We start from the raw sequence: 11,660 nt of genomic DNA, 5'->3' as shown, positions 1-11,660 counted from the left end.
GTCTCCCGGTTTGTTTTCTATATTAGAGCCCCATCAGTTTCAAAAGGGCAAGCGTTAACGGATCGTCGGGCTTGTGCAGCCGCTCGGTAATCTCGAAATGGTTGTCATTCCCGGTTTCCAGATAGTCGCAAGGCAGGCCTGCGGCGCGGCATTTCTCGCTGAACTCCTTTGACTGGCGGTGGAAAGACGCGCTCTCCCCGCCGCCGACGGCGCAGATCACCGGGCAGCGCGCGGTAATGGGGAGGTTCTGCGGACTGTTCGCCGCTGCGTCCTCTGCACTCAGGCGGATATCGACCTGCAGGTCCGTATGGCGGTGCGGTTCGATATCAAAAAGACCGCTGAGCGGCGCCGCGCCTTTCAGAAGATCGGCGGGCAGCCCCATCGCCGTCCAGTCCGTCGCCATCATCATCCCGGTCAGGTGCCCGCCCGCGGAATGGCCGCAGACATAAATCTTGTCCGCATCGCCGTTATATTTTTGGGCATTGCTGTGGAACCATTTAAGCGCCTTCCGCATCTGCGCCACAATATCGGGGATTGACACGTCCGGGCAAAGGTCATAGTTGGGCACGACAACCGTTGCCCCGGCGGCCACGAAAGGCTCGGCGATATCGCTGTAGAAACTCTTGTCGAGGGCACGCCAATAGCCGCCATGAATGAAAATGAAGACAGGGGCACCGGGCCGGGATGCGGGGAAAATATCCAGCCGCTGCAGCGCTGTGTCGCCATAGGCGATATCAAGCTCACCGACCAGACGCGCCCGCGCCGCGGTGCTACGCTCGGCGGCTGTGTCAAAATAGCGCTGGACGTTCGGCACGCTGTGGCGGGGCAGATATTCGCTGTTCAGAAACTCGATGTCTTCCGGGGATTTTGCGGCGGTGTCTTGCATGATATCCATTCGGCTGTCGATCCGGCACGTCCGGACGTTGTTTACGGCTCATTAACGCGGCCATGTTAGGGTCAAGGCTTGAAACAACATCTTACCGGCTGTCTCCGCGTGGGAAAAGGACAATTCTTGCCGACTAACAAGGAAAGTATAATGCGTATCAGCTTTTCACTCATCCTCGCCGGATTTCTTTTGGCGGCGTATTCGCCCTGGGGTGGGCAGACCGCGATCGCTGGGGAAACCAGCCTGTTCCGTATCGGCACTGGCGGCATCAGCGGCACCTATTATCCTGTCGGACAAGGCGTCGCCCGCGCCGTCACCAACCCCACTGGTGCCAAAGACTGCGCGCCGGCGCCCTGCGGGGTCGCGGGTCTGCTGGCCGTTGCCCAGACCGCCAACGGTTCGGTCTCCAATATCGAGGATATTCGAGAGGGTCATATCGAAAGCGGCTTTTCCCAGTCCGATGTCGCCTTCTGGGCCCACACTGCCACCGGTATCTACAAGGACAGCGAGCCGTTTAAGGATATTCGCGCCATTGCCAGCCTCTATCGGGAGGATATCCACCTTGTCGCGCGCAAGGGCTCCGGCATTGATAATATAAACGATCTTCGCGGTCGCCGCGTCTCGCTGGACGATCCCGGTTCCGGCACCCTTGTCGCCGCCCGCATTATCCTGAAAGCCTATGGTCTCCAGGAGAGTGACTTAAAGGCGCAATATATCAAGCCGGTGGATGCGATCAAGAAAATGCGCGCCGACGAGCTAGATGCCTTCTTCGTGGTTGCGGGAACTCCGTCAAACGCGATTACGGAACTGAACGAAGAAGGGCTGGTTACGCTGATCCCGATAGACGGGTCCGTGGCGGCACGGCTGACAAAGGACAATGCCTTTTTTTCCGCTACGATGATTCCCGCTGACAGCTATAACGGGGTCGGGCAGGTGCGCACGCTTGGCGTTGCCGCACTCTGGGTTGTACATAAAGACCAGAGTCCCGAAATGGTGTATCAGATTACAAAAACTTTCTGGGAAAACCTGCCGAGCATCCGGAAACTCGGCATCCATCCGAAGCTGAACACGATCAATCTGAAATCGGCCTTTGCCTCGATGAGCGTACCGCTGCATCCAGGGGCACAACGATATTATGACGAGGTCATGCCCTCTGTCGCCTCCCTGAAATCGAACATGAAACCGAACTGAGCCCCGTTCAGATGATCGCCCAGAAACTGTCCAATATTGCCTGGAAAATGAGACCCAGCAATTTGCTGAAGCGGCAGAACAACTATATTATCGCCATTCTGATACTAACCCTGTTCGTTATCGGCACGGTGCGTTATGTTCAGGTGACGCTGTCCAGTATCGAGGAATCCATTCCGCTTAAGGTGGTAGAGGATTCGCAGGCGATGACGGACATTCTCTATAACATCCATGAGATCACTCACAATATCGCAATCGCCAGGCAGGTAGCCGGAACCGAACGTGAGGAGGTTATCGAACTGATCCGCGGAAATCTGACGGATATACATGTGCTCCTGACCCAGAAGCGCGTCCAATACGGATTTGACAACCTGATCGGCACGGCAGCGATTTATGGCGTTCTGGGAACGGCGCTCTATGATATTCAGCAATGGATGCAGGAGGGCATCGGCGGCTTGCCGCCAACCTCCGATGTTGTGCTCTCGACGGCGCTCGGGCGGGCAGAGGAAGCCCTCGAGAAGGCAGAAGAGCTGAACGACCACTCTAATGACATTGCCGTCACACTGCTGCGCGATCAGGCAAACCAGGTCGATGTTTTCCGCGATGCCGTGTTGCTGGTCTTGTTGGGACTCGCCGGGCTCGCCGGCGTGCTGATCTATTATATCTACAACCGGCGGGTTTCTGAAATCGCGCTGGAGCGCAGCGAACTCAAGCACCGCCGGATCTATGAAAATGCGACGGAAGGCATTTTCCAGGTCTATGCCGACGGCAGCCTGATGGATGTCAACCCGGCGCTCGCCACCTTCCTCGGCTATTCATCGTCCGAAGATATGAAAAACACGGTCTCGACGCTGGCAGCGGATGTTTATGACAACCCGGATATTGCCCTCAAGCATCTCATGCTGCTCTCCAAGAAGCAGTATCTAATCGACGAAATCTACCAGTGGAAGCGAAAAGACGGCACGATGACCTGGGGTGCGATCAACGCCCATGGTGTCTTCGATGATCATGGCAGGTTGCTCTATCTCGAAGGCACGCTGACGGATATGAACGACCGTGTGCGCGGCGAGGTGAACTTGCGCAAGGCGAAGGAAATGGCGGAACTTGCCAACCGTGCCAAGTCGGAATTCCTCGCCAATATGAGCCATGAACTCCGTACCCCGCTCAACGCCATCATCGGCTTTTCCGAGCTCTTGACCTCCGAGGCCTTCGGCAGTCTCGGCCATCCGAACTACAAGGAATATTCATCGGATATTCATGGCGCCGGTCGGCATCTCCTGGGCCTGATCAACGACGTATTGGACGTTGCCAAGATCGAGGCCGGACAGCTTCAGCTTTCCGAGCGGAAAATCGATCTGGCGTCGGTCATCCAGTCCTGTTTCCGGATGTTGTCCGTGCGCGCGCTTGAGGCCGGGGTTGCACTGGTTGCCGAGGTGCCGGACAAGCTGCCCGTCTTCATCGGGGATGAGACCCGGATCAAGCAGGTCATCGTTAATCTTGTCTCCAATGCGGTAAAATTCACCAACAAGGGCGGTTCCATAACGGTTGCGGTTGTGATCCGCGAAGACAACGGCCTTGATATCCGGGTGACCGATACGGGAATCGGCATCGCAGAAGAAGATATTCCGCGCGTTCTCGACCGCTTCGGTCAGGTGCAGACCTCCTACGCCCGCAATAACGAGGGCACCGGCCTTGGCCTGACGCTTGTCCAGATGCTTGCCGATGTTCACGGCGCGACCTTTACCCTGGAAAGCGAAGTGGATGTCGGGACCGTCTGCACCCTGCATTTCCCGCCGGAGCGCACCATGCGCATGGCCGAGGCGAACTGGAACGAAATATCAGCTGCCGAGGGTAGCGAGCAGGGGTTTCAGCACATCCGCCTGAACTAGCGCGAAGCCGACCGCAATCAGCATCAGCGCCGCCAGCGATATATTGATCACCCGCATGATCTGTGTTGAGGTCACCAGCCGCCGCAGAATGTCACCGCCGTAGCACCAGAGCGAGTTGAAGGGCAGGCTGACGATAAGAAAAATTAATATAATAACAATGGCTTGGGTCACGTAGCTATCATCGGGCGAAATAAACTGCGAATAAGCGGCGACGATGGTCACCCAGGCTTTTGGGTTAAGCGGATGCAGCACAATCCCGGAGAGGAATCCCGGCTGCTCCGTCGCTGTCGCCAGCGTTGGGTTGGCCATCGCCACCCGCCAGGCAAGATACAGGATGTAAAAAAGCGAGGCGCCGAGGAAGACAAGCTGCAGGACTGGGGAAGTCGTAAACAGCGTGCCAAGCCCCAGCGCCGTCGCAATGCAGACCAGCAGAAACCCCGATATGCTTCCGATCAGGAAGGGAAATGACCGCCGGTAACCGAAGTTCGCACCGGAGGCCATCAGAAGCATATTCACCGGTCCCGGAGAGCCAACCATCGAAATGGCAAACAAGGTGACCAAAGCCATCTTTCCATAGTCCATCTGGGTATTCCCGCGTGCTGCAAAAGGGATAATGACAATTTACATTGTATCAATATTGTTATAATAATGTCCCCGTCAAACGCTATATTGTCACTGTGACAATATAATTTTCAGGTTCTGACGGGAGTCATTGGTGAAGAAATCCGAAAAAATCGTCGCCGACTTTATTTCGCTGGTAGAGAAAGGTCACATTGAGCCGGGGGAGAAGCTGCCGACCCATCGCGATCTCGCTTTTGACTATGAATGTTCCGTCGGCACCGCCAGCCGCGCCTATGCGGAACTGGAGCGGCGCGGCTATTGCTATGGCCGGGTCGGGCAGGGGACGTTTGTCTATGGCACGCCCGGCGACGATGCCGCCGTCGGCCGCGGCGCGTTCTTCCCCGAAGAGAGCTGGAAAGAGGGGGCGAGCGATCTCACGGATTTATCGAAAAACAGCTATTTCCATATCGAGACCGAGGACCGGTTGCGCGATGCGGCGCAGCGGCTGCTCCGGCGCAACGAGCCCGATGCCTATTTTTCCTATTCCGACAGCCGCGGCCGGCCGTTTGACCGCGAGGTGGCGGCAAGCTGGCTATCAACCCTGATCAATTATGTCGAGACGGACAATATCATTCTTACCCAGGGCGCCCAGTCCGGGTTGTATCTTTCCATGGCGACACTGGCGAACGCCGGGGAGACGGTGGCGACGGAGGCGTTCGGCTATCCCGGTATCCGGGCGGCGGCCTATGAGCTGAACCTGCGCATTGCACCGATTGCCATGGATGCGCAAGGAATGATCCCCGCAGCGTTCGAGGAAACCTGCCGCCGCGGCAAGGTGAGCCTGCTGATCACCGTGCCGACCAATCACAACCCGACCGGCGCGACCCAGCCGCTGGAACGACGTGAGGAGATTATCGGGATCGCCCGCCGCCATGGGGTGCTGATCGTTGAGGACAGTGCCTATGCGCCGCTGCATAACCGCCGTATTCCTGCCTATTACGATCTCGCGCCCGATATAACGGTATATCTCACGACCTTTTCCAAGGTGATGAGCCCGGCGCTCCGGCTCGGCTACATGATCGCGCCAGAAAATCTGGTGCCGCGGCTGGCCACGAAAATGACGACGATCAACTGGATGACCTCTCCCATCATCCTCGATATCGCGAACTTTCTGGTCCAGTCGGGGCAGGTTGCCGCACAGGCGCGACTGTTGACCGAGGTGTGTCTGCGGCGGGAGCGATCGGCGCGGGAGATACTGGGCCCATGGCTTGAAACGCCGCCAACCCCGGATGATTCGCCGCTCGCTCATCTCTGGCTCCGCCTGCCGGAGGGGCAGGGGATGTCGGATTTTGTCTCCTCCGCCCGGCGGGAGAATATTATCGTCGTGGCGGGAGATACCTTCGCCATGCATAAGTCCGTCGCGGCAAACCATATCCGCCTCTGCCTGATGGCGGAACCACATGAGGGCCGCGTCCTCCGCGCGCTGGAACGGCTGGCGACCCTGCTGTCGCAGGAAAACTCCCCGATTATGGTGACGTGAGTAAGGCGTCGTTCAGGTGGCGTCTTCCGGCCTGGGACGACTGGGCCGGGAGAGAATGAATCCCGCCCCGATGCCCATCAGCACCAGCATGGCGACAAGCCCGTACCAGGGCGTACTGGAAAAGACGATCACCAGTGTCGCGCTGATCGCCATGGTGCCGACGGCGACGATTTTTGCGCGAAGCGGGATCACACCGTGTTTTGACCAGTCCTGAAGCGGCGGGCCGAAAACCCGGTGGTTATACAGCCAGTCATGAAACCGTTCGGAGCTCTGCGAAAAGGCCCAGAGCGCGATTAGCAGGAACGGCGTCGTTGGCAGCACTGGCAGGAACAGGCCGATAGTGCCGAGGGCAACAAAAAACCAGCCAATCAGCAGCAGCAAAAATTTCTTCGTCTGTTGCCTCATCAAACGGGCTTTCTCTCGCAAATCAGTGATATTAAGGCCGGTTCTCGCATACTTTCATGAAATAGGGTGGAAAAAATGAACGCGTGAGAAAATATTTCTCAAATCTTCCGGGCGAGGAATTTTGCCTTCGGGGTGATGTCGATTATCTCACCGCTTGTAAGTCATGGTTCTTGGACATATGCTATGGCAAGAGGCGCACGGCACGCAGAAGAACAACGAACGGGCCATAGGAAGAATGGCCGGAAATCAAGGCGGTTCCTCTGAATAAATTATCCCGGGGCGCGGGAGAACAAGAATGAATGATCTGACGGCAATCAGCCTGGATGACAAATATGAACTGGAGCGCGGTCAGGTGTTTATTACCGGGACGCAGGCGCTCGTCCGTATTCCGATTATGCAGCGTCAGCGCGATGTCGCCGCCGGCCTGAAAACCGGCGGTTTTATTTCGGGCTACCGTGGCTCGCCGCTCGGTCTGTATGACCAGACCCTGTGGAAGGCGAAGCCGTTCCTGAAAAACAACGATATCCATTTCCAGCCGGGCGTGAACGAGGACCTGGCCGCGACCAGCATTTGGGGCACGCAGCAGCTTCCGATGTTCGGCAAGACCGATTTCGATGGCGTCTTTGGCATCTGGTACGGCAAGGGGCCGGGCGTTGACCGCTCCGGCGACGTGTTCAAGCATGGCAATATGGCGGGGACCTCGCCGAATGGCGGCGTTCTCGTCCTGATGGGCGACGATCATATGGCGAAATCCTCGACGGTCGCGCATCAGAGCGAGCAGGCGCTGGTGGCGGCGATGATTCCCATTCTCAACCCGGCGACCGTGCAGGAATATCTCGACTACGGTCTCTATGGCATCGCCATGTCCCGCTACAGCGGTGCCTGGGTCGGCATGAAATGCCTGACCGATACGGTCGAAAGCTCGGCCACCGCCTATGTCGGACCGGACCGGGTGGATATTGTCATCCCGGAGGATATCGAGCCGCCGGAAGACGGCGTGCATATCCGCTGGCCTGATAGCAGCCTCGCGCAGGAAACGCGGCTGATGCGGCACAAGCTGCCGATGATCAAGGCCTTCGTGCGCGCCAACGGGCTCGATAAGATCACAACGGATTCAAGCGAGCGGCGCTTCGGCATCGTGACCACCGGCAAGTCCTGGCTGGATGTGGAGCAGGCGCTCGGCGATCTCGGCATTCATGAAAAAGAGATCGAGGAGATTGGTCTCTCCGTCTACAAGGTCGCCTGCCCCTGGCCGCTGGAACCGGAAGGGCTCGTCGAATTTGCCGTCGGGCTGGATGAAATCCTCGTCATCGAGGAAAAACGCAGCCTGATTGAGGACCAGATCGCCAAGATTCTCTACGGGATGGAGGCGCATCCAATGCTGGTCGGCAAGGAGGATGAGGAGGGGGAGATGCTGCTCCCCTCGGACGGAGAACTGACCCCGGCGCTGGTGGCAAAGGCGATTGCGTCCCGCCTCAAACTCCGCGATCTGTCCGACAGCGTCATGGAAGGCATCAGCGTCGCGGAGGCGCGCGAGAGCGGCAACTTCATGCCCGCCGCGCCGGTGACCCGCTCGCCGTGGTTTTGCTCCGGCTGTCCGCATAACTCCTCGACCAACGTGCCGGAGGGAAGCCGCGCCATGGCCGGGATCGGCTGTCACACCATGGCGGTCTATATGCCCAATCGGCGGACGCAGACCTATACCCATATGGGCGCGGAGGGGGCCAACTGGATCGGCCAGTCGCCCTTCACCAACGAAAAGCACATCTTCCAGAATCTCGGCGACGGCACCTATTACCATTCGGGCCTGCTCGCTATCCGCGCGGCCTGTGCGGCGAATGTGAATATCACCTACAAGATCCTGTTCAACGATGCGGTCGCCATGACCGGCGGCCAGCCGTTCGACGGGCCGCTGTCGCCCTGGCTGATCAGCCAGCAGGTGCATGCGGAAGGGGTGAAGCAGGTCGTCGTCGTGACCGACGAGCCGGACAAATACGCCAGCGATACGAAATGGGCGCCGGGGGTGAAAATCTACCACCGAGACGATCTCGACAAGGTGCAGCGGGAGCTGCGCGAGGTCGAGGGCGTGACGGCGCTGATTTATGACCAGACCTGCGCCGCCGAGAAACGCCGCCGTCGCAAGCGCGGCACCTTCCCCGATCCGGCGAAGCGCGCCTTTATCAATGAGGCGGTCTGCGAAGGCTGCGGCGATTGCGGCGTCGTCTCCAACTGCGTATCGGTGAAACCGCTGGAAACCAAATTCGGCCGAAAGCGGATGATCGACCAATCGAGCTGCAACAAGGATTTCTCCTGCGTGAAGGGCTTCTGCCCGAGCTTTGTCACCGTCGAGGGCGGTGGCCTTAAAAAGCCCGAGAAGAAGGAAGTCACCTCCAGCGAGATCGACATCATGAACCCGGCCGCAAACCTGCCCGAGCCTGAGGTTCCGGCCATTGACGGTACCTATAACATTCTGGTGACCGGCATCGGCGGCACCGGCGTGATCACCGTCGGCGCACTGCTCGGCATGGCCGCGCATGTGGAGGGGAAGGGCGCCTCGATCCTCGATCAGACGGGCCTTGCCCAGAAGAACGGCGCAGTGATGAGCCATGTGCGCATCGCCAAATCCGCCGCCGAGCTTGCCGGAACCCGGATCCCGAGCCGGCAGACCGATGTGGTCGTCGGCTGTGATCTGGTCGTTGCCGCCAGCAAGGAGGCGCTACAGACCTACGATCTCGGCCGCACCAAGGCGATCATCAATGACTATGTAGTGCCCGTTGCCGCCTTCACGCTGACCCCCGATCTCGCCATGGACCGCGACAGCCTGACCGGCCTTTTGAGCGAGAGCCTCGGTCGGGAGCAGGCGGAGTTTATCGACAGCACGACGCTGGCGACCGCCCTGATGGGCGATTCCATCGCCGCGAACCTGTTCCTCCTCGGCTTTGCCTTCCAGCGCGGCGCCATTCCGCTGTCGCTCAAATCCATCGAGACGGCGATCGAGCTCAACGGCATCGCGGTCGACGCCAACAAGCGCAGCTTCGCCTGGGGCCGTAAAGCGGCGGCCAGCCAGAGTGAAGTCGAGAAAATCGCCCTCCCCGACGCCCCGGCGGAGGTGGTGGAGATTGAAACCCTCGATAAAATCATCGAGCGGCGCGCCGACTTCCTGACAAAATACCAGAATGGCCGCTACGCGAAGCGCTACCTGACCCTCGTCGAGACCATCGGCAAGGCGGAGGCTGCGGCGCAGCCCGGCTCCACCGCCCTGACCGAGGCCGCCGCGCGCTATTATTTCAAGCTGATGGCCTATAAGGACGAATATGAGGTCGCGCGGCTCTATACGGACGGCAGTTTCCGCAAAAAGCTGAACAACCAGTTCGAGGGCGACTTCAAGCTCAAATTCCATCTCGCGCCGCCGGTCTTCGCCAGGAAGCACCCGGAAACCGGCCATCTGATCAAGCAGGAATTCGGCCCGTGGATGATGACGGCGTTCGGCCTGCTGGCGAAATTCAAGGCCCTGCGCGGCACGCCGTTCGATCCCTTCGGCCGGACGGAGGAGCGAAAAGCGGAGCGGGCGCTGATCGGTGAGTATGAGGCGACGATGACGGATATCGCGGCAAAACTCACCCGTGAAAACCTCCCGCTTGCCATCGAGATTGCCTCGGTTCCCGAGCATATCCGCGGCTTCGGCCATGTGAAGGAGCGGCATTTGAAGACCGCGAAGGCGGAACGGATAAGCCTGCTCGATCGTTTCGAGAAAGGCGATGTCGAGCCGCTCGCGGCGGAATAATACGCCATGTCACACGAACACACCGCCGATCTTCTCCGCGCGGCTCTCATGGACCGCACCGGGATCACCGAGAAGAAGATGTTCGGCGGTGTCTGCTTTCTCCTGAACGGCAATATGCTCTGCGGCACGGGCGAGGATCGCTTCATGTTCCGCGTCGGCAAGGAGAACGAGGCGGAGGCGATGGCGCGCCCCGGCGCAAAGCCGATGGACTTCACCGGCCGCAAGATGGGCGGCTTTGTCTTTGTCGATGTTGACGCGGCGCAGGAGGCGGGACTCAAGAGCTGGATCGACCTCTCGGCGCGTTTTGTCGGCAGCCTCCCGCCGAAATAGCGGCTTTGCGATTGACCGGGCGGCGGACGCGGGCTAGTTAGGAAAAACTGCAATTATCTCAAGGTAGCGTTCAATGGCTGAAATCGCCGGGCTTGTCTTTCCCCTGTTCGGGCTGATCCTGCTCGGCTATCTCACCGCGCGCATCACCAAGCAGCCGACCGAGGCCATGGGCTGGCTCAACACCTTTATCATCTATGTCGCGCTGCCCTGCCTGTTCTTCAAGCTCTTATCGAAGACGCCAATCGAGAAGCTCACAAGCTGGGAATTCATCACCGCCAATATCTCGACCACCTTCGTGATTTTCCTCGCCGTCTACGCCATCGCCCGGCTGGTGGTGAAGGCGACAACGGCGGAGGCCACCATTCAGGGCCTCGCGGGTGCCTACGGCAATATCGGCTATATGGGGCCGGGGATCGCGCTCTTAACCTTCGGGGAGGAAGCCGCCGTCCCCCTCGCGCTCATCTTCTGTTTCGAGAATATCCTGCATTTCACCATTGCGCCGACGATGATGGCGCTCTCAAGCGGGAAGGAGCGGCGCATCGGCGCCCTGATGGCCCAGATCGCAAAGAAAGTCTTCCTGCACCCCTTCATCCTCGCCACCATCGTCGGCGTCGCCGCGGCGATTATCGAATTCACGCCGCCCGTTCCCATCGCCCGGCTGATCGACTATCTCGCGCAGGCCGCCGCGCCCTGCGCGCTGTTCGCCATGGGCGTGACGCTGGCGCTTCGGCCGTTGAAGCGCATACCGGGGGAGCTTTCCTTCATCATCCCCTTCAACCTCGTGGTGCATCCGCTCGCCATGTATTTTTCCTTAAGCTTCTTTGGCGATTTCGATCCGCTCTGGGTCTATACGGCGGTCCTGCTCGCCGCGCTGCCGACCGCGACAAATGTGTTTGTCATCGCCCAGCAATATGGCGTCTGGGTCGAGCGCGCCTCCGCCACCATCCTGCTCACCACCATGCTCTCCGTCGTCACCGTGACGCTCCTGCTCTACGCCATGACAACAGGGTTGATGCCCGCGGATTTATTTGTGGGGTGAATACATTTGCCCTTGGTGCTACTATTTGGCTTATGTCA

Annotated in this window: 9 protein-coding genes; 6 read left to right on the top strand and 3 right to left on the bottom strand. The window is 59.1% G+C overall.

All coding sequences use genetic code 11. The features are described from left to right. Positions 1 to 22: 22 nt before the first annotated feature. Positions 23 to 895: an alpha/beta hydrolase gene (locus tag AACZ19_RS02240; RefSeq protein ID WP_339630721.1), complete on the bottom strand. Its 873-nt coding sequence runs from the start codon at positions 893 to 895 to the stop codon at positions 23 to 25. Positions 896 to 1,036: 141 nt separating this feature from the next. On the opposite strand from AACZ19_RS02240, the gene AACZ19_RS02235 reads away from it, so the two are divergent. Both AACZ19_RS02235 and AACZ19_RS02230 read left to right on the top strand, forming a co-directional pair. After that, positions 1,037 to 2,077, top strand: a complete 1,041-nt coding sequence (locus AACZ19_RS02235) for a TAXI family TRAP transporter solute-binding subunit (protein ID WP_339630719.1) — start codon at positions 1,037 to 1,039, stop codon at positions 2,075 to 2,077. An 11-nt stretch (positions 2,078 to 2,088) separates the two neighbouring features. Further along, entirely contained in the window at positions 2,089 to 3,963 is a 1,875-nt protein-coding gene (locus tag AACZ19_RS02230) for an ATP-binding protein (protein WP_339630717.1), read from the top strand. On the opposite strand, the gene AACZ19_RS02225 is transcribed toward AACZ19_RS02230, so the two are convergent. Next, the gene (locus AACZ19_RS02225; RefSeq protein WP_339630715.1) at positions 3,913 to 4,545 is read right to left on the bottom strand and encodes a LysE family translocator; all 633 of its coding nucleotides are present in this window, start codon (positions 4,543 to 4,545) and stop codon (positions 3,913 to 3,915) included. The genes AACZ19_RS02230 and AACZ19_RS02225 overlap by 51 nt on opposite strands. 133 nt (positions 4,546 to 4,678) lie before the next feature. On the opposite strand from AACZ19_RS02225, the gene AACZ19_RS02220 reads away from it, so the two are divergent. Beyond that, on the top strand, positions 4,679 to 6,064 hold the full coding sequence (locus AACZ19_RS02220; protein WP_339630713.1) for a PLP-dependent aminotransferase family protein: 1,386 nt from the start codon (positions 4,679 to 4,681) through the stop codon (positions 6,062 to 6,064). 12 nt (positions 6,065 to 6,076) lie between these two features. On the opposite strand, the gene AACZ19_RS02215 is transcribed toward AACZ19_RS02220, so the two are convergent. Further along, positions 6,077 to 6,469, bottom strand: coding sequence for a YbaN family protein (locus tag AACZ19_RS02215; RefSeq protein ID WP_339630711.1), 393 nt, complete (start codon positions 6,467 to 6,469; stop codon positions 6,077 to 6,079). A 295-nt stretch (positions 6,470 to 6,764) separates the two neighbouring features. Between AACZ19_RS02215 and AACZ19_RS02210 the strand changes: the two genes are divergently transcribed. The 3 genes from AACZ19_RS02210 to AACZ19_RS02200 all read left to right on the top strand — a co-directional run bounded on the left by AACZ19_RS02210 (position 6,765) and on the right by AACZ19_RS02200 (position 11,622). Further along, complete coding sequence (locus AACZ19_RS02210) at positions 6,765 to 10,253, top strand: indolepyruvate ferredoxin oxidoreductase family protein (protein ID WP_339630709.1); 3,489 nt, start codon at positions 6,765 to 6,767, stop codon at positions 10,251 to 10,253. A 6-nt stretch (positions 10,254 to 10,259) separates the two neighbouring features. Next, positions 10,260 to 10,583, top strand: a complete 324-nt coding sequence (locus tag AACZ19_RS02205) for a TfoX/Sxy family protein (RefSeq protein ID WP_339630707.1) — start codon at positions 10,260 to 10,262, stop codon at positions 10,581 to 10,583. A gap of 73 nt (positions 10,584 to 10,656) precedes the next feature. Next, entirely contained in the window at positions 10,657 to 11,622 is a 966-nt protein-coding gene (locus tag AACZ19_RS02200) for an AEC family transporter (RefSeq protein ID WP_339630705.1), read from the top strand. Positions 11,623 to 11,660: the final 38 nt, after the last annotated feature.

This window comes from uncultured Sneathiella sp. (assembly GCF_963973085.1).
Classification (GTDB): Bacteria; Pseudomonadota; Alphaproteobacteria; order Sneathiellales; family Sneathiellaceae; genus Sneathiella.
Note: the sequence above shows the minus strand (reverse complement) of the source record. Positions and strands in the feature narration are given on the sequence as shown.

Coding starts and splice junctions, on each gene's coding strand:
- AACZ19_RS02200 (WP_339630705.1), top strand. CDS start 10,657: ATGGCTGAAATCGCCGGGCTTGTCTTTCCCCTGTTCGGGCTGATCCTG.
- AACZ19_RS02210 (WP_339630709.1), top strand. CDS start 6,765: ATGAATGATCTGACGGCAATCAGCCTGGATGACAAATATGAACTGGAG.
- AACZ19_RS02240 (WP_339630721.1), bottom strand. CDS start 895: ATGGATATCATGCAAGACACCGCCGCAAAATCCCCGGAAGACATCGAG.
- AACZ19_RS02235 (WP_339630719.1), top strand. CDS start 1,037: ATGCGTATCAGCTTTTCACTCATCCTCGCCGGATTTCTTTTGGCGGCG.
- AACZ19_RS02225 (WP_339630715.1), bottom strand. CDS start 4,545: ATGGACTATGGAAAGATGGCTTTGGTCACCTTGTTTGCCATTTCGATG.
- AACZ19_RS02215 (WP_339630711.1), bottom strand. CDS start 6,469: ATGAGGCAACAGACGAAGAAATTTTTGCTGCTGCTGATTGGCTGGTTT.
- AACZ19_RS02230 (WP_339630717.1), top strand. CDS start 2,089: ATGATCGCCCAGAAACTGTCCAATATTGCCTGGAAAATGAGACCCAGC.
- AACZ19_RS02205 (WP_339630707.1), top strand. CDS start 10,260: ATGTCACACGAACACACCGCCGATCTTCTCCGCGCGGCTCTCATGGAC.